Source organism: Cupriavidus sp. 05N39 (assembly GCF_056397325.1).
This window is the reverse complement of record NZ_JBFTNE010000039.1, coordinates 86,034-104,840: the sequence shown is the minus strand read 5'-3', so window position 1 is coordinate 104,840 and position 18,807 is coordinate 86,034. Positions and strand designations below refer to the sequence as shown.

Genomic DNA, 18,807 nt, shown 5'->3' with positions numbered 1-18,807 from the left:
ACTGTGCCAGTTCAGCGCTCGGTGTGATGCTCGCCAATGAGAGCATCCATTTGTACCAATCCTTCGGTAAGTCGACCCTCCCCAACCGATGCTCAGGTATCCAAAAACTCAGCTTCCCTTGTTCATCCGGATGAACCTGCGAGTAGCCGAAAGCCAAAATGGCTTTGATGAGTGATGGCCTTGCTGAAAGCCACGCCCGAATGTCGTCTACGCTACCTCCGTGGCCGCGATGAAATCCGTACTCATCGACAGTTACTCTGAGCCAAGAATAAATCTGCTCCGGTGTAGAGTCATCGCCGCACTCGAGCAGTGCGCGCGCGAGGAGTTGCGCAGCGATTTCTCTCATGTCCTCTAGGTCATCATCTCGCTGACCATCTGCTGCCGCCTCTAAGTTCTTAATTGATGACGCGAAGTGCTCCGCTAGCGCGGGCAAGGCGGACCCGGGCGTTGCGTTAAGGAACTTACTCTTCCAGAAGTACTTAAAGTCGCCGAAGAGGGAGTCCAACTTGGGCTTTCGAAGATATGCCACCACTTGGTTGGGGGGCAACAGCGTCGGATACAGGTGAGTTAGCAACGCTCCAATGAGCTCATCTTCGTCGTCTTCTACTTGACCGCTGTCGATTTCGCGCAGAAGGTGTTTTGCGGCATTTCCTTCGGAGTCGTCATTGACAAGCAACGCATCCAACGCCGCCTTCCGGATTCGAGGCCAGTACGTCGTGTCCCGAACAATGTCCATTAGTGCAGGTGTTAGTGCGGACATGGGGCTTCCATACTGAATGGCATCCAGAATGCAATCGAGCACGGCCTGATGTGCAGGGTCACGTGAAGCATCACCCAACCGGTCCGCAAATACTTGGACCATATCTGAAGTACCGAGAGCGCCAAAAGGCTGAGCAGACCAATTTTCGTTCCTGAACCAGCGGTATTGCGCCGCTTCTCGATGAAGCGCGTCCAGGAGCGCTACCTTCTCGCTTGCAGAGAACGGCCGGACATCCCCGTAGAGGACGAGTCCAAGTGGGTCACGCTCGATGAGGAGCAGGCGCTCAGTCTTGCAGTGAAGGCAGAGCCAGGCGTAAAGACCCCGCATAGCATCGACAACCCTCCCATCGTTCCCGCAAATAAGCGCCAGTACGCGTGAAATCGGCAGGCCCTCACGTTGTACAAGTCGAGCAATGGCCTTCGCTCCCAAGTACTCTGCCACCGTTCGATGGCGCGGAACTCGATTGAACCCTGCAGCTCCGAAGAGCGGAGTAGACAGGGTGGCGTGGATTTCGTCAATGTTCAGCCCTAAGGCTGCGGCAACTGTTGGAACGGAGACCGATGATTCCCCCGGCAATGCTTCGTCGATGGCAATGCTCGACGCGCTGGAAATGACGAGCAATGCGGAAAGTAGACCCGCTTGATGTAAAGTTCCCTCCAAGGAGAAATTCTTGCCCCTCTGGCCGCGTTGATGCACTAGATTGTGCTCTAGAGCTAGTTGTCGGCAGGCGAGTTCGTACGTTTCCTCTTTGCTTGCTGGCCATCTGTCACTTCCAACGGCTCTGACAACTAGGTCAAGTAGCAGAGGGTTGCCAAAGAGGGGTGCAACTCCAAGTTGCTCCGACTTGGCAAGAAATTCATCCGCTTCCGGCAGGCGAGAGGGCACCCAGGATTCGACCAGCTGTCGGACTTTAGCATCGGATAGAGGTTCTAAATATAGCTCTACGACCTCGTTGTTTGGGGACACAAATTTTAGCTCTGAAGCACCCTCAGAGAACCACTCAGCCTCTCGGCACGAAAGCCGAAACCGAGGGCGACCAAGCTCGACCAGCTTCTTCCGTATGGCGTCGAATGCTGCCAAGAAACTTCCCGAGGACACTTGACCCTCGTCCAATGCGTCGATAAACAGGGTCCCTCCAGCCCATCCATCGGGAGGCCCAACAGCAATCAAATTCCTGGCTGTTACGAAATGGCAGTCATCTGCGCCTTCCGCTTCGCGTAGAAACGCCGTCGATTTGCCGGAGCCCGGCTCACCAAGAAGCACGTAGGCGTCTACATCCGCCCAGTCTGCCAATAGTCTGGTGTCTCGCGCGCCATTCGCCAGAGTCTTGGTCCCGCGCCGGGGTAGGTAGCTCAAGTTTGTCATTGGCTTTCGGCAGGAGGTTGTTTRGCTGTTGGAGATTCGAGCTGCACAATAGTCGAAGTACTTCTGCTGTGCCCACTCTGTCCTGTTGCCCACAACATATAGTCGTCGCTTGGCGCGAGTCGCAGCGACGTTCAATAGGTTTGGCTTCTCTGCAGCCCAGGCTTTAGCGCCAGGTCTCTTTGGATTGCCACCGAGAACGAGGACCACGACATCTGCTTCTTTTCCTTGGACGGTGTGAATCGTTCCGACCTTGATGCCTTCCAGTGAATGCCTCCGCACCAGCTGCCGCAATCCGTCGACAACCGTTCTGAAGGGTGAAATCAGGAAGATATCCGCATCATGGCCGCTACTTCTGATGCCGTATACGAGAGACAGTACAGCTTCTCCTTCTGAGGGTATCCAGTGCTTGTCTGCGTCATGCGATACGACATCGTGCCACGCCGTTGGCGGCAAGCCGACGTCCTTTCGCGCCTGAGTACCGAACACCATCAGTCCGTCATAGGCAATCCTATTGGCGACATCAAACATCTCGCGGTCGCAGCGCCGATGGACGCGGAGCGGTGAGCCGACCCACAGCTGCTCATTCGCTTGGGCCACGGTGGTGCCAAATGGTGTTGCGCGGTCGGCGAGCATCTGCGCGGACGTGCGTCCGGGCAGCCAGGTTTCCGACACGCCATAGTGCAAGCGCAAAGCGTGCTGAACCGTGTACGGGATTGAGACGACTGGTTCCAGTTGCAGCGGGTCCCCGACGACGACTACCCGGCGGGAACGCCAGATTGCGCCAGCAGCAGCCTGTGGGACCGCTTGACCGGCTTCGTCGATGAGCAGCCAGCCGATGTTCTCTTTGCCGATGTGCGAGAACAAGCGCGCGAATGACGCAAAGGTGCTGGAGACAACCGGCACTACCAGGAACAGCGTCTGCCAGGCTGCCAAAGTCGCTTCCTTGGGGGCCGTCTGTGGTGCGCTGCCGTCCAGGATGTCAGCGAGGCCGTGGAGATTTTTCCGAACAGTGTCAGCGTTCGCCGTGATAAAGGCTTTGTGCAAGTTCAGGGCAGCCAGGAAGACCCTGGCACGTGCGTGATTCCAAGCCTCGGTGGCCCAAGGCGCGGAGAGCTCTCTCGCTTCTTCTGCAGCGGCCCATGCCTCATCGTCAGGGAAGTGCTGCTTAAGGGCGGCTCTATCCTCCTGAATGTCTGCCGTCAGACGCCCAATGACTGCTTCCCTGTCTTTGCGCTCCTGGGCCAGCGTTTGGAGCAGTCTGCGAGCTTCAACCTCTTCAAGCTTCGTTGCTGCTGCTTCGTTCTGTGCTTGAAGGAGGCGGTTTTCGGAGTCGGAGGCAATCTTTTGGAGACCACGTTCCATCGCTCGCCATGCCCGGTAGGTTTTACCTAGGGAACTGACAATTTCCCATATTCCTGGGCGGTTCGCCTGATGCAGCTTGTGTGAAGCGCGGTGGCCTTCCGTTTGAAGAGCTTGAGCTGCAGCKGCGGACAAGGCCGCCTGATGGCGCCGAACGTAAGAGGGCAGGCTGTCCATCAGGGCGACGGATTCATTGTCGATACGAACGATTTCGGCACGCTCGGAACGAAGCGATTTGATGTGGCGAAACACCTCCGCGAGCTTTGAGCGCTCGGCTTTTTCCTGCACCAGAGCCTGTTCGAACTCTTTAACTGCCGCGCGCCAATCGACGGGCGTTGCCGCTGCTGCAGTTAGCCACGCTTGGAATCCCGTCTTCTTCACCCTGAGGTCGTTCTCGGGCGGAATCGCGGCTTCGAACGGGAGTTCTTGACCGTGCCAGAAGTTCGAGAGGAACTCGCCCCTGTTGCTCTTGTTGCCGAGCTTCGCGGCAAGCAAGCCCCATGCAGGTTGTTGGATAGCTTGAGTTCCAAAGCGAGGGAAGTAGTCGACTTGGTCAAGCCAGCTCGCGTCCACGGCTTTTGCGCCCGGAATTTCAAGCGTAATGTTCTCGACGGCCCCATTATTCGACGAAGCTGCGACGATTTCGAAGCCCGTCAACGTGCTCGACGGAACAGAAATTGAGCGGTTCCATTTTCCACTCTTCCACCCGGTGCGGCCACCGAATCCCTCCGACGGCGAAGACAGATTTGCCAGAGCTTTGGCCCGAGCGACGACAACACCAGCCACTATGTCGCGCAGCATCGTCGTCTTGCCCGTGCCCGGCGGGCCATTCACCCCAAACAACCCGCCTTTGGGAGACAGCGATTTCCAAATGGAATTGACAGCGAATTGCTGACTGTACACAAGGGGATGGTGCCCCTCGCTAGGCCAGCGCCCGGTGGGAAATCTGTCCGGGGCAAGGGTTTCGAATACGTYGTCCAGACTCTTCCGAATATCGGTCCTGCGGATGCGCTTCTCAGATTCGTCAGTGGTTAGATAGTCGCGCAGAGCCATTCCACTGTCGCCGGATTTCAGCGCGTCAGCAAGGCGGTCAAGGTCGTCGACAAAAAAGCTGTTCAGGAAGTCGGCATCGTCGGATTCATGTGACTTTTTCGCCGCAAGTTGATAGCTTTGAGCTCGAATTACGGTCCGCTGAGAGATGATGGCTTGGAGCCCCAACGAATCCGTCAACCACTGCGCTAGGGCGAATAGGTCACTTGCATCCACTGGGCGACCAACTTCCTCTTCACGTTCCCCGAAAGTCCCTCTCGCGGGGTCATCCGGCATGATGCCAAGTTGCTTTCGCGTATGTTGCTCAAATTTCGACTGAAATCGCGAAACACCTTCGAGCCAATCCTTTGCTTCCGGACCGACTGTCACGGTTCGTCCCAGCGCCCACGCGCAATTGGACAGCACCAGCGTGTCAAAGAGGGGGCGGCCATCATCAGAGACGGAGATGGAGAACATTGCCGTTTCACCATCTGAACGTTCATCTACAGCCTCCGGGTCTTTGCCGCAGGCCGCTTCGAGAATCGTTCTAACCGTATCGAGAGGGTAGACACTGACAAAAAGCCGATGCCGCCACACCTTGTTGTAGCCAAGCTTGCGGCCGCGGAGCCGATGCGCGGGTTCCCAGGGAAGCGTGCCATCTTCCTGAGTAATATCGAACGACGGAAAGGTCTTGTCGTTAGGCTCCGCCGCAGGGATGCTCTGGGGGGAGAACAGTTCGACGGCCCGCCAATACTTCAGGACGGATATCTGTTGGAGCGACTCGGACATTTCGACAATCTTATTGAATTTCGACAGATTCCGAATTCTGCAATATACAGACCGGGGTCGTCTATTTTCCTAAGGAGGGGTATTGACACGGCGGGCTCGGAATAGGACGATATTAGTTCGAGTGGCTGGTTGCTTGCCAATTTCGGTCTGGGTGGAGTATAAGCATCTAGCTGTTGTTCCAGAGATATCGCCCCAAGGAGAAACATGGCAACTTACAAGCAACTGATGGCGCAGAAAGAAGCTCTCGATGCCCAGCTTGCAGAGGTACGTGCAAATGAAGTGGCAGGTGTCATCGAGCAAATTCGCAATCGGATGGTTGAGTACAATCTTTCTCTTGAGGATATTCAAGGGAAGCGGCGTCGTGGTCGGCCCGCTGGCAGCACGTCCGGAAAGGCTGCTGAGGCAAAGGAGCCGTTGCCGCCGAAATATCGTGACCCGAAGACCGGAAAGACCTGGTCTGGTCGCGGCCGAGCCCCTGCCTGGCTCGGTAAGAATCCGAATCGATTCCTCATCGCTGAAGAATAATAGCCGTCGAGACATCTAAATAACGACTTGTGAAGTCTCGGCCTTGGGACTGCCGCCCCAGTTAGACGTTTCTCGTGCTTCGACACGGGATGCCACTGTTCTGTAGCAGCAATGCCGGCGGCCGCTTTTCGAGGCTGGACCATGGATGGGTCGAACCAATACTGCCAGACTTCAATGACAAAAGTTGTGCACTTCAGAAATGACGAGTGCGGGTACATGAGTTGGCTGGCCGGCAATCCAGATGGACTTGTGCTCAACATTCGACATCCCGCACATCAGTTCACGCCAAAGTTGCATCGCGCTACTTGCGGGACAATAACGAGTACGAAGAACGCGCCATATACGTCCGGCCAATACACCAAACTCTGTTCGCACCGATACGACCAGATTTCCCACCAGTTTCTTGAGGAGACCAAGGGAATTCGCGTTGACATCTCGCCGTGCGGGATGTGTAAGCCGGACGTGGAAGCACTGGAATTTGATGAAGCAGCTGGATTCTATGCCGAACTAGACGGCCTGGTCAGTAGAGCACTGCAGGACGACGCTTCACGTCGCCGTGCTCGTCTGGAGAAAGCTGAGCCAAAGCCGGCGGAGAAGTTCGTTCTAACGCGAGTGTTCGACCGCAACCCTGACGTAATTGCCGAAGTACTCTACCGAGCTGCCGGTACGTGCGAATCCTGCAATTCCAAGGCTCCTTTCAGCCGGAGGTCGACAGGTGAACCTTATCTCGAAGTTCACCATGTTGTGCCTTTGGCCAAAGGAGGCGACGACACAGTCTCGAACGCGATAGCAGTCTGCCCAAACTGCCATCGAGAGCAACATTACGGCTGACCGTGCCGATGCGGTCCTGATTCGAACAGCGGTGCCTTGTACTAGGTGTGAACCCTCGAATCCCCAGATGTGACCAAACGACGCTCCACCCAATCCAGCTCATCCGGTGTCAGCCACATCTTGTAAGGCACCACAGCTCGCACTCGTTCGAGCATCGCGGAAGACGTGGGGCCGTTGCCTGACCCGCGGGTTGCGACGATGGCTCGGAGATGGCAGACCGGTGCCTCACAGGTTTGCCACCGCTCATATCGCTCGGCACCCGTCTCCCCGGTGTCATACGTCCCGTCAGGAAGCTTGCGAGCGCATAACTTAGGCGGTGTGCCGGGGAGTACCGCTGGAAAATATCGATGGGGGAAGTCTTTTGGGGACTTGCTTCTGCTGTTCCATGTCACGCTCCAAAGCTCGTGCGAGCAAGAGACCATTGGCGCGCTGAGGGACCGGTGAAGGGTCGAGCCGATGCCAAGGGAAAGAGCTGCTGCTCAAAGCTGGGTTGGAGGTTTGCTGCCGAGGTGTAGTTCTACTTCTAGTGGCAGCCGGTGGCGCGCTGGGAGGCACACTGCAATATTAGTCGGTGGGGAAGCCGAGGAGGGAAAGGCGAGGTTAGTGGCGGCGGGCTCCGGGGTTGGGGAGTTATTCCGGATTTCTCGCCAGGAGTTGGGTTGTGTATGTAGCATTTTTGGGAAAAATGCTTATTTCATGCTATACCATCAAGGTCGGTTTCCGGCTGTGTGGCGTGGAGTGTCGCAGGATTATCGATTTGCGAGGCCGATTCGCACTCCTGGTTTGTGGGTAATAAGGCGCGGGATTTTGCGGGGTGCGAGAAATCCAACGAACTAGTTTATTTTGCACAAGAAATCCAGCGTTATACATGGCCAAGCACAGCATCGCAATAGATGACCTGGTTGCCGCTGGATGCTTCGCCGCAACGACTCCGATTTCCAGCCAGAAGGTCCGCCCGGTTCGCTTCAGAGACGCCGCGGGCCATAGCAGGGATGGCCACGGTGACTTACCCGAATGGCTTCAGCGCGCGGTCTATGCTGGCCAGACCACGGACCATTTCAGGGTTTCGTGAGCGCGGAAGTATGGCTAGCAGCCACCATAGTTCTTACGGTCGCTAGCAGTAATTGTGTACGTGCTACCTGACAAAATTACAGCCCGATTTCGACTCCTGGGTCTACGATTTCAAAAAACTGTCGGATTTGGTCAAGGCAAGGGGAGATATTTTCGTCACGGAAGAGCATGCTGTACCTGGTCAGTCCCAAAAACAGCTCTACCTCAAGCCGAGGTAGCCTTCCGCATGCAGCGCAGTGCGAGCCAGGTCCGCATTCCGGGCAAGCGAGCACTGCCCCTTACCGACAGGCATTGTGCTGCTCGCCAGCGGGTTCGTTTGGAGGTCCATTACTAGCGCTCCTCAGGCGCTTTCCATGAGCGAAATCGCTCAAGGGCGTCTGCACTGCCAATAAGCTCTCGAGCGCGCCTTAGTCGCTCGAGCATCTCGTTTTTCTTCTCTTCGCTCAAGTCTCGCAATCTCTGTTTGGCATCAAGGAAGAACTCTGCCAATCGCCTCGACTCGGCCCAGCTTTCAATGATTTGGAGGAGCTCATCCTTACTGTCCTTCAACGCCTTCGCCGCTCGCTTTTCCTCTTCTTCTCGGCCCCATTGCTCACGTTGAGCCTCCCAGCGCTGATGCTCAAGCTCAGCCAGCCGCTCGCCCTCCGCAGCTAACCTAGCGACCTCGGAAGACGATTGCCTCAGCTCCTTCACGATGACTGGAATGAGAGCAGTAATGTCACGGCCCGGCTTCTCCCGCCACTGCCTACTCCACTCCGCACGCCAATATGGAGAGTAGGCCTGCAAGCAAAGGCGGCCGGTTGGCAAATCTTGTTTGCTGGTCCATCCATGGTCAGAAACGTAACGTCCCCGCTTCGGAGGAACGTACTCACTGAGTCGCACGTATTCACCGTTGACGTACCTCACCTCGACCTCTTCGGACATCTCAATAATTGTGAGTCCGATGGCCACTGTACCGATGTAGACAACCGTGCAGCGTCCTGGTGACCATCGGTCACGACGACTATGGTCCTTCCGAGGTACTTCCCGCTCATCGAAGTCCCTTCGCGTGAGACGCTCTCCATGGGGCGCGATGACAACGCGATAGCCCTCGTCCTCCAAGGCGAGGAACACTTCATTTGCAAACGAAAGAGCCTTATCAAGGCCTGTCTTAGTGGCGACTATGTCGACAAGCAACCTCTTTCTTGGCTTGAGGTATCCCACGCCATAAGCCGTTCTGGCTTCTTCGAAGATTGCTTTGGCTCCGGTTATTAGGGCATGGTCGGTGTTAGTCCGCTTGATGCGCGTGGCCCGCCTGTTAGGCCTGTCCGAAGGCGGCTTCGGAAGTGGGAGCTTCGTTTCCCACTGAGCGTCGCCACGAGCCCACGCGAGTTCGTCCCCGGGACGAGCATCGGGCAGTCTTGGCTTAGCAGGGGCCTTCCCAACGGCCAACTTTGCCCAATATCCGCGCGCTGGGCGTGGCACGTTGAGCAGTGTGCATACCCTGGCCATGTAGCTAGATGACACTCCGAAACTAGCAGCTACTTTCAGCATCGGTTCAGCCCAGACGAGTTGGTAGAGCGATTCGCGGCTCATAACACCGGGAACTGCATCTGAACCTGTGTCATGGGAGCCGTCGGGAATATTGTGTTCATCCATGATTGAGACGCGCGTGGATTATCGGATGAGCGCACTAAACATGGCCTGGCCGCATGAGGAGGCCAAAAGCGAATCGACTGGGCGAAGCATGCTCCTCAGCGGCTGAAGGGGAGCATCGAAGCAATTCTGGGCCAACGCTGCATGCTGTCGGGACCGCAGGCAGCGCTCTCTTGCGCTATCTCCGGCCGGTCAAAAAGTCCTGCCAGTGCCGCAAAGTATAAACTGGGTCGTTGGTCAGGTTATGCTTTATTGCCCGATATGGAAAATCGTGCTTTCCCATGCACTGGTAGTAGTTTGCAAGGTTCTGCTCAGGGCGGCCCCTAACGTGGACAAAAAGCCGGCTCGACTGGCCGGCTTTGACATCAGGCTTGCAGGGGCAATGGGCCGCTGAACCATCTGCGACTTGTCAGGTCGCTCTGAGTTTTCTGGATTTCACTCAAACGAGAAACGCGCTGAAGTGCGCTACCTGGCTATTGGGTACAAGTAACGGTACAAAGCACGCTCCGTTGCTTGCAAGCCAATAAGCGCGATGCCGGCCGCCCATATCGCCGCCGAAATCAGCGCCATCCTTGAGGACGAGCGTTATGCCGGGCGCACCATTGGAGTGGTCTCCCTTCTTGGGATGGAACAGGCCAAGTTTATCGACGCGATGGTGCGGGAGCGTTGTTCCGCTTCCGAATTACTGCGGCGCGAATTTGATTGCGGAGACGCGCGTACCTTCCAAGGTAGCGAGCGCGACATCATGTTCCTGTCGATGGTGGCCGACCCCGAACGTTGCCACCCGCTCTCGGGCAATGCCTACAACCAACGCTTCAACGTGGCTGCCAGCCGCGCCCGCGACCTCATGTATCTGGTCCGCTCTGTGACGGCGGAGCAAATCTCGGACAAGGACATCCGGATGACTTTGCTCGAGCACTTCAGCACGCCTAAGGTCGTCCACGAAGTGGATGACCAGGAGGGCCTCATCAAGCTGTGCGAATCCGGATTCGAACGCGAGGTGTTCACGATGCTCTTGCAGCGTGGCTATCGCGTCATCCCCCAGGTTAAGAGCGGCGCGTACCGACTGGACATGGTGGTCGAGGGCGCCAACGACGCGCGCCTGGCTATCGAATGCGACGGCGACGCTTACCATGGCCCAGAACGCTGGGCCAGCGATATGAATCGACAGYGTATTCTCGAGCGCGCGGGCTGGACATTCTGGCGTTGCTTCGCTTCGACCTGGTGCTTGCGTAAGGAGGAGGTGTTCGCGGAGCTAGTTGAGCGGCTGACAGCGATGGGCATTGAGCCCATTGGTGCCATGGCTGTACCGTCCCGTTTGGTCGAATCTCGTACGTGGGTGCTCTCAGTCGCAACCCCTGACGCTATTGCTGGAGTCGTCGACGCTGCCATTGTGGCCGCCAAGCAGAAGGAAGCCGCCGTGGAGCAGCCACAATGAAGGAAAAATGCGAGAGGTGTGGTTGCTCGCCCCGTGCACCACGCCGTCGCTGCTCCCAGTGCGGCAAGCGTGTTTGCGTGAGCAACTGCTGGTCTAGGAGCAGCAAGACTTGCACGTCGTGCGCGCCCGACCGCGACACAACAGATTCAGAGAGAAGCGGGCTACGCTGCAAAGTCTGCAAGACGTCGCTCAAGCCGGCTGATAGCAGGTGTCCTAAATGCTTCTGGCTGGTGATTTGAGCACAAGGACGTGAATAACAAGAATAGGGGATAGGGTGTCATGGCAGTAAGATTTCGAAAATCTATCAAGCTTGCCTCGGGTATTCGAATGAGCTGGAGCGGGTCCGCATTGGCTGGACCCTCGGTCCGCGTGGCACGTCGGTTCGCATCAGTAGCCGCGGGACTCGCTTGAACACCAGCTTTGCTGGCTTCTCTACGAGCCAACTGATTAGCCGGCTGAAGCGCACGACATGGAGGCTCCCGAGCGAACCACTGGCGGCCATGAGTGCGCCGCGTTTAGTGCCAAAAAGCGACGCATGAGGTATATTTGAAGGCGACAAGCAGGCGCCATCCGCGGAGCTGCCATGCTTCGGTGGGATGTGACCCGAAAGCGTGGTGGAGGGAAAATGGCAAAACTGATAAGGCGACCCACCATGGCACAAGACAATCCTTACGAAGAAGTCATCGTAGAGAGCCACTGCCCGGCGAGCACTAGAAGTCTTCATGGGTCAGTGCATGTTCGACCAGTGCCCGGTGGGAAATACTCTACCGAACTGCACGTGGAATGTTCGAAACGCTTGGTCCGCGACTACCCAGTTGGCACCAGGTTTCGTCTCACTGCGAAGCTCACCGACCGTGAAGGTGGTGGCCAGTTTTTGTACAGCTATCACGGATGGAGATTCGATGTTTTGACTTAGCGGTCTATCGCATGAGTCCGTACTGCTTTCCTGGTCTACGGCGTACGTCAAAGCGTTGCTGCCAATGGGGGCCAAGACTTGGCGAAAGCCTTAAGGTCCGAGATGGATTACTAATAGCATTTGCCGCCTCTGCCTCGTTGCATGCTGAGATAGCGAAAAAGTCATAGAAGTTTAGTGAGTCAAGCAAATGATGAGCATCCGAATTCAGCACGGTATGCTCGCGAAACGTGTTGTCCTATCGCAGGCGTTCAAGGGGACTGGCTAGATGAAGGTGCGACTTGCCGCGGTGTTTTCGGTCAAAATAAAAATTGAGAAAAGCTGGATTCGTCAGCTGGCTTGGCCGGAACAGGAGCTTGACGCAGAGGTTGTTCGATTCGTGACCGACCGAGCGGAAGGCTTCGAAGTTACGTCCGGCGTCCTGCCGATGCCGGTTCGAATCCTCAAGAGAGTTCCTCTTCAAATACCTGCACCAGCGGAAGCAGCTATATTGAAATGTGCGAACGCTGCCATCGTGGATGAGGCACTGGACGCGTCGGCAGGGACTTGGTTACAGCATCCGTCATTGCACGCCGATGACCGGCCCTTGGACAACGCGGCCGCGAAAGACGCTATCGCTTCCTGGTGCGACGGATTTTCGTATGTTAAGGAGGACCGGGCGACGGGTGTCATCGGTTTCCGCCCGCCACAAGCGGGGGCCTTGCATGCGGTGCACGCGCACTGGACGGTCAGCAGCGAAGTCGCATCTATAGTCTTGCCCACTGGCACTGGAAAAACCGAGACTATGCTAGGAGTTCTGACATCGGCTTGCTGCGAGCGGGTAATCGTCGTTGTGCCAACGGACGCTCTGCGCACCCAGATTGCGAACAAATTCTTGACGCTTGGCCTGCTCAAAGCGCCCGGAAGTACAATCCTCGCCGAAAGCGCACGCTATCCAGTCGTCGGTGTCCTTGAGCACAAATTCGAAACTGCTGATGCCTTGACGGCTTTTTTCGAGCCTTGCAATGTGGTCGTCACTACCAGCCACATTGCGGGGCAATTTCCGACCCACTTGCAGGAGCGCATATCCGAGCTATGTACACATCTTTTCATTGATGAAGCCCACCATGCAGAAGCGCCGACGTGGAAACGCTTCAAAGCCCACTTCGGCCAGCGCCGGGTTCTTCAGTTTACGGCCACGCCTTTTCGCGACGACGACCAACTCATTGATGGGAAGATAGTCTACCGTTATCCGTTGAGGCAGGCACAGACGGACGGATACTTCCAGCCGATTACATTCCGGGAGCGAAGGGAGGCCCTCGAGAAGTTGATGTCTGGGAAATCGAGGCTCGTGGTGTGCGTCGATATGCTCGGCGAGGGATTTGATATGCCGGAGCTGAAAATTGCAGCTTTCCATGACGTTCGGAAAAGCCTTCCGGTAACGCTCCAGCTTGCAGGCAGGTTCACCCGCACCAGACCGGACCTGGGAAGTCCGACATTCATCGCCAATGTCGCCAACATTGATGTCCGGCATGAGCTCGAGAAGCTCTATAGCCAAGACCCGGATTGGAACGAACTGCTCCAAGAACTCAGCGATACCCAGATAGACAAGCAAATCGAGGCTCGGAGCTTCCTGGATGGCTTTGAACCGTTTGAGGGCGAAATTCCGCTGCAGGAAATCAGGCCGGCTACCAGCATGGTGGTCTACCGTACTCGTTGTAGCGCATGGAAGCCTGGAAACTTTCGAAGAGGGCTGCAGGGCCTAGCTCCCTCGGACAAGGTCCGAGATACGCTGAACGTCAAAGAGAACATTCTCGTTGTCGTGATTGGCACCAGCAAGTCGGTCCCGTGGACTGACATTGAGGCGGTGCGGGACTGGGAGTGGGAGTTGCTAGTTGCAATATGGGATAAGGAAAAGGAACTTCTCTACATCCATGGCTCCTCCAAGAGTAGCGAGTATCGAACGATGGCCAAGGTCCTGTGTGGCGACGATGTGGAGCTTATTCAGGACCCTGTGCTCTACCGATGCTTCCATGGCGTCAAGCGCCTACTACTTACGAATCTGGGAATGAATGAGCAATTTGGCAGGCAGATTCGCTACATTGCTCGCATGGGTGCAGACGTTGCCGCTCGTCTGTCAGAGGCCTCGAAGAAAACCGCACGTCGTGCAGTTATCTCCGGAGTTGGTTATGAAAATGGAGCTATCGCAACCATCGGCGCAGCAAAGCGTGGTCGAGTGTGGTCTTTCCAACGCTTACGCCTAGACTCTTTTGCGCGTTGGTGTAAGCACGTCGGTTCGAAAGTCATTGACGAAACTATCGACCCGGAAGCAGTACTAAAGGGAACACTCGTCCCAAAACTCGTGAAGGTGCGTCCAGCCATAATGCCCATCGCTGTCGACTGGCCAGACTGCATCTATCAGGAGTTGGAGAGCGCGTATTCGATAAGGCTCGGCGACGCTCAGACGACCGAGTTTTGGAACCTCGGTATCGAATTGGTTAGTCCCGCCGAGGCTGGCGACATCATGTTCCGGGTATTCAGCGACTCCGCTGAAGTGGTGCTGCGGCTGGAATTGGTACCGGTCGACGACGACACGGTCTCGACCTATCGCTTTGTGTCAGTAGAGGCCGCTGGCACGTTGACGAAACGCCAGCACACTTGGCCGCTTTCCGAGTTCTTCGATGAGAACCCTCCAGTCGTTACCTTCGCCGACGGTTCGTACCTGGAAGGTAATCTCCTTGTGGCGTTGCCGGACATCTATGCACCTTACGACCGGGACCGAATTACCGTATGGGATTGGTCTAACGTCAATATAAAGAAGGAGGCGCAGGGCGTGACTCGGGAAAAGGATTCCATCCAATTTAAGGTTATCGAAAACCTCAAGATGGCAGGCGGGTATGACGTCATTTACGATGATGACGGCTCCGGTGAGTCTGCGGACGTCGTTACCATCAAGGTGACAGAAGAAGAGGCAGGCGCGACCATCGCTGTGGACTTCTACCACTGCAAGTATTCGCAGGAAAGTACCGCCGGCGCGCGCGTTGGCGACCTGTACGAAGTTTGTGGTCAGGCGCAGAAAAGCATAAGCTGGCTTCTGAACCAGTTACGGAAAACCGACCTCTTCGTTCATCTGCTCCGGCGGGACCCCAAGATTCGTGAAGGCAAAGAGCTGTCACGGTACCAGACCGGTGACCGCGACATCCTTCAGGCCATCCGAAATCGTAGCCGAATGGCGGCCATCAAGTTGCGAGTGTTCATCGTTCAGCCGGGGCTGTCCCGCGCGAAAGCGTCTCCAGAACAGCTATCTCTGCTGAGCGTGACAGAGAACTTCCTTCTTGAGACTCACAACGTTCCGTTCGGTGTGATTGCGAGCGCGTGACCCGATATATCAAGCTGAGCCAGGCAGAAAGAGGCGACAAACTGTGGACCTCCTGCTTTGACCAAGGATGAAGCTTGGTGAGCGGCAACAGACGGAATAACAAGCACGCGACCGACGGACGGAGCGCAGTCGTTCATCGGTTCAGTAATAATCTAAGTGAGTCGTCGTACCTAACAACGAAGCAAGCCGTGGCTTCCCAGGTAGCGCTCCGCCATGCTCGACGGTGCGGGTAACCTGGCACCCGCAGTTCCGGCCGGACGAAGATGGAGGGCTGTACGAAGACATTCCCGCCGTCATTTATCTAGGTGGGGGCTTTGAAGCGGTATCGGCAAGTGTGAACGATGCGGCGTGGGAATCGCTAGCGCGGGCTATGTTGTCGCCGCTCTTTGAGACTCCTGTGCATTTCCTCGTGCGCGCCTTCTCAAGCGATGGAATCGACGAATTCATCGCTCATATGCTGACTATCGAGGCAGCTCTTGGGCTTAGGAGCGATTACGGGAAGGAAAAGCAGGTTTTGCCCAAGCTTAACGGTCCGAAACGAATCGAGTGCCGCATAAGCGCATTGCTGAATTCTCCTGCGGATGGCGCGTTGTACGACTGGTTGTTCGACCTCCGTAGTGTATTTTTACATGGGCGGCAGATGACAGCGATTGGCGCGGAGTATCGACTGCAAGCCGGGTCCTTGGCTCGCAGGGTCGCAAGAGCAGTGCTGGAACGCGCGGTAGCCGGTGGGGAGCTTGCAAAGAGCTGTGAGGACTTTGCCACCAACCTGTTGGTGCAAGGGGGGGGCAAAGTTGCAAGGCAAGAAAAAGGGGTAGAGAGAGGGAGGCCGACGCCCCGAAACAGCGAGAACTCGCCGATTTCGGGGGCCTTCCATGCTACGCGCCTAGGTCAGAGTCGTGAGACCGTGACAAACGCCACAGCTACGACGGCCGGCAGCACGAATGCAACCAGCGGACTCACGCCGGCAGTGCTCAGGACCGCAAAGGCACCCAAGATTGCCGACATGGCTTGACCCAAGCCGTCCGGAGCTGTTGTTTTTGGTTGAGCCATGTGCCCTCCCTATTCAACATTGCCATCAGTCTCATGAAGAGGCGGGAATGGCGACCCAGACTTTGCTGTCTATTCTTCATTTCAGCAGCGGAACGGCGACAGCAACCCGACTGCTCGGTTGTCGAGCATCGTAGCCAAGCTACGATGCCCAAGCGTTCGGGAAAAAAGAGTGCGCGATTCTATCACATCCTGGCTGCGAAGTGACGCGGTCAATGACCCTGCCGCCTCTGTCAGCTCCGGTCCCAAGGCCACGGTTTCATTCCTTCCGCATGGCGGTTCGCCCCTCCAACGCAAATTGTATAGACATTTGGTGATGTATAAGCCAAAAACCACAAGATATAGTGTTCTGATGCTTTAATCTCCGTGATATAGTAGGAAATTGGCACTCTGGGGGGTAAGAGTGCTAGTCATTTTCATGGCGCGCGGGTGTAGTCAGCGGTCCCTTTGTTTTGGCTATGGGGTTGTGAGATGAATACAGCGAAATCGCGTTTCCAAGTTCTCGCGCTGTCCGGCGGCGGGTACCGAGGGCTGTTTACGGCTCGTATCCTGGCCGAGATTGAACAGCAAATCGGTGCGCCCGTCGGCTCGCGGTTCGACCTCATCGCCGGCACGTCTATCGGTGGCATCCTGGCGCTAGCGGTTGCTCTCGAGATTCCTGCGCAACGGATGGTGAAGCTGTTCGAAAAACACGGCGCAGAAATTTTTCGTAGGCGCTTTTCCGGCCGTGGCCTTTTTCGGTCCCAGTACAGCAGCCAACCACTGTTCAAGTACCTGTTGGGAGAGGAGGTGTTTGGTGAGCGACTCGTCGGCGAATGCCTGCACCCCGTCATTGTTCCTTCCATCAACTACACGCGCGGCCTGCCGGTAGTCTTCAAAACGCCTCATCACCCCGACTTCAAGACTGACCATCGTCATCGAGTGGTCGACGTCGCGATGGCAACTAGCGCGGCGCCAATAGTTTTCCCCCGCTACGTGTTCAACAACTGCCAGTACGTCGACGGCGGCCTGTTTGCGAATGCGCCAGGGCTGCTTGGTGTTCACGAAGCTTTCAAATTTTTGGGCGCCTCACGGGCTGAAGGGGATGTCGGCGTACTGTCAATTGGGACGATGTCGTCGAAATTCACAGTCAATCCGAAGCGGAATCGCGCTGGCGGAACCATCGATTGGGGTGGCTGGTGGCCGGTCAATGCACCCAAGCGACTTTTTGGCCTTGGGATTTCGGCGCAGGAAGCGATGAGCGACCACATGCTGCGCCACCAGTTTCCCAATGGGAACTACGTCCATATTGATGACGTACTCACCGACGAACGGTCGCAAGCCGTGGCGTTGGATAAAGCAGATGCTGCCGCCCGCGAGGTCCTGCTCGGGTCTGCGGCCGAGGCTGCCAAGGATTTCGTCGGCAGCGCGGCGTTTGGCAATTTCATGGACCACAATGCGCCCGTGCCGACCTACTACTACGGGCCACGTGTTAACAACCTGAAGGTGGCGTGATGCTGAAGCTGACTCGACTGTTTTACTCGACCGTCGCTAACGGGACCTTCGGGGATAATATCGAGGTTGAACCGGAGCAACGCCAGGTCTTGGTTGATTGCAAGAACAAGATTCGCGAGTACCTACGGCCCGCCATCGAAGAGGCGAGCACTGAAGTACTCGGGATGGAGCATAAGGTAACGCCAAGATTCCGGACACAGGGGTCCTGGGCGTACGGGACGTGTGTTCATCCTTGTACGCTGCCGCCGCAAGAAATGGACTGGGATTTTGGAGTCTACTTGCCCATCACTCTCTGGGAAGAGAATGGCCCRCCGGCACGGATGGCCAAAGCATATTTCCAGCTTGTGGAGGCCCTGTTGACTGACCTCTGCAAGCGGGAGGGTTGGATTCTCGATAAGTCGAGAGACAACTGTAGTCGTGTCAAGGTCGCGAACTGGGCGCACATTGATGTCCCGTTGTACGCCGCTTCGGAAGACGAGTTCGTCAAGGTCCGCGAAACGCAAATTTTCGATTCCCTGAGAAAGGCGGCGGACTCCAAAGGTATGGCCATGGACGCACGTGACAAGTCGGAGAGCGAAGCCCTTGGTGACCTCATCGGCCAGTCCTGGGATGACATGGAAGGTTTAGTCCTCGCGAAGCGTTCAGGGGAGTGGGTGCCTTCAGACCCGGCAGACGTTTCAAAGTGGTTCAAGGACTGTATCGAGGAGCATGGTGAGCAATTGCGCCGTGTCTGTCGGTTCTTGAAGGCGTGGCGTGATTTCCGCTGGAAGACCGGTGGCCCGACGTCCGTATCCATCATGATTGCGGTAGCGCAGAGCTTCGTCCCTGTCCGCGGTCGCGATGACTTGGCGATTGAACAGGGTGCTAGGGCCCTGGCGAAGGCACTGAAGCTCGATATTCGCGAGCGCGGCATTGACGGCGGCAAAGATGACTTCAATCGATTGGAGGAATCGGAGCGCGTCGAGGCATCGTCGTGTGCTTATGCCCTTGCTGAAGCGATACGGCAAGCTCGCGAGTCGAGTCTTCCGTACGTATCCCACGCAATCTCGTTGTTGCAGGCGCAATTGGGCTCACGCCTTCCAAACAAGCCAGAATGGGTCGAGCCGGATTCGTCCGGCGACGATATTCGCCGCGTTCCCGCATCAACGGTGTCCAAGCCCGTTGTCGGCGCACAAAGCGCAGGCTAATTC

The 18,807-nt window shown here is 56.5% G+C and carries 9 protein-coding genes; 7 read left to right on the top strand and 2 right to left on the bottom strand.

What is annotated here, in order from left to right; all coding sequences use genetic code 11:
* A partial coding sequence (locus AC1DN0_RS19860) for an AAA domain-containing protein (RefSeq protein ID WP_477145932.1) occupies positions 1-5,302 on the bottom strand: 5,302 nt, incomplete at its 3' end.
* A gap of 204 nt (positions 5,303-5,506) precedes the next feature.
* Here AC1DN0_RS19860 and AC1DN0_RS19855 point away from each other — a divergent pair.
* The 3 genes from AC1DN0_RS19855 (at position 5,507) to AC1DN0_RS19845 (ending at position 7,947) form a co-directional block, all read left to right on the top strand.
* Positions 5,507-5,827, top strand: coding sequence for an H-NS histone family protein (locus AC1DN0_RS19855; protein WP_441634446.1), 321 nt, complete (start codon positions 5,507-5,509; stop codon positions 5,825-5,827).
* A gap of 216 nt (positions 5,828-6,043) precedes the next feature.
* Positions 6,044-6,658 (top strand): HNH endonuclease, encoded by a 615-nt coding sequence (locus tag AC1DN0_RS19850; RefSeq protein ID WP_441634444.1) that lies wholly within the window; start codon positions 6,044-6,046, stop codon positions 6,656-6,658.
* Between the two features lie 1,124 nt (positions 6,659-7,782).
* Positions 7,783-7,947 carry an OST-HTH/LOTUS domain-containing protein gene (locus AC1DN0_RS19845; protein ID WP_441634442.1) on the top strand — a complete coding sequence of 55 codons (165 nt, stop codon included), beginning with the start codon at positions 7,783-7,785 and terminating at the stop codon, positions 7,945-7,947.
* Between the two features lie 112 nt (positions 7,948-8,059).
* Here AC1DN0_RS19845 and AC1DN0_RS19840 read toward each other — a convergent pair whose 3' ends face one another.
* Positions 8,060-9,367 carry a hypothetical protein gene (locus tag AC1DN0_RS19840; protein ID WP_441634440.1) on the bottom strand — a complete coding sequence of 436 codons (1,308 nt, stop codon included), beginning with the start codon at positions 9,365-9,367 and terminating at the stop codon, positions 8,060-8,062.
* A 529-nt stretch (positions 9,368-9,896) separates the two neighbouring features.
* Between AC1DN0_RS19840 and AC1DN0_RS19835 the strand changes: the two genes are divergently transcribed.
* The 4 genes from AC1DN0_RS19835 (at position 9,897) to AC1DN0_RS19820 (ending at position 18,804) form a co-directional block, all read left to right on the top strand.
* Positions 9,897-10,802: an AAA domain-containing protein gene (locus AC1DN0_RS19835; RefSeq protein WP_477145931.1), complete on the top strand. Its 906-nt coding sequence runs from the start codon at positions 9,897-9,899 to the stop codon at positions 10,800-10,802.
* A 1,181-nt stretch (positions 10,803-11,983) separates the two neighbouring features.
* Positions 11,984-15,073: a DEAD/DEAH box helicase gene (locus AC1DN0_RS19830; RefSeq protein ID WP_477145930.1), complete on the top strand. Its 3,090-nt coding sequence runs from the start codon at positions 11,984-11,986 to the stop codon at positions 15,071-15,073.
* 1,521 nt (positions 15,074-16,594) lie between these two features.
* Entirely contained in the window at positions 16,595-17,617 is a 1,023-nt protein-coding gene (locus tag AC1DN0_RS19825; RefSeq protein WP_441631599.1) for a CBASS cGAMP-activated phospholipase, read from the top strand.
* A complete protein-coding gene (locus AC1DN0_RS19820) occupies positions 17,617-18,804 on the top strand; it encodes a CBASS cGAMP synthase (RefSeq protein ID WP_441631601.1) in 1,188 nt (395 codons plus the stop codon). Before AC1DN0_RS19825 ends, AC1DN0_RS19820 begins: the two co-directional genes overlap by 1 nt.
* Positions 18,805-18,807: the final 3 nt, after the last annotated feature.